Origin of the sequence: Thermus aquaticus (genome assembly GCF_001280255.1) — a bacterium.
GTDB classification, from domain to species: domain Bacteria; phylum Deinococcota; class Deinococci; order Deinococcales; family Thermaceae; genus Thermus; species Thermus aquaticus.
The window spans coordinates 1-348 of record NZ_LHCI01000070.1; the positions used below are offsets into that span (position 1 = coordinate 1).

1 protein-coding gene is annotated in these 348 nt (G+C 65.8%); it reads right to left on the reverse strand.

All coding sequences use genetic code 11. The features are described 5' to 3' along the window. Positions 1–127: 127 nt before the first annotated feature. A partial coding sequence (locus tag BVI061214_RS00420; protein ID WP_053766894.1) for a MazG nucleotide pyrophosphohydrolase domain-containing protein occupies positions 128–348 on the reverse strand: 221 nt, incomplete at its 5' end.

Here is a 348-nt window from a genome sequence, read left to right on the forward strand (position 1 = left end):
CCGCCCCTAGGAAGACCCTGGGGGCAGTCCTTTTGCCTCTACTCCGCTTCTTGAGGCGCAGGTACCAGCGGCGGTACTCGGTGTACTGGTCCTTCTTGGCTTCGTCTTCCTTGAAGAGCGGTTCGCGTTAGCGGTTGTCGCCGGAGCCGGAGATGACCCCCCGCTCCAGGCGGGGGCGGGGTTTTCTCAGGTTGGCCTCCGCTACGGCCTCGAGGCTCACCCCCAGGTCCGTGGCCACCTGGGCCACGTACCAGAGCACGTCCCCGAGCTCCGCCAGAAGGGCCTCCCGGGTTTCCTCGGTGAGCTCGCCTTCCTGGTCCCTCAGGACCTTCTTGACCTTGTTGGCCA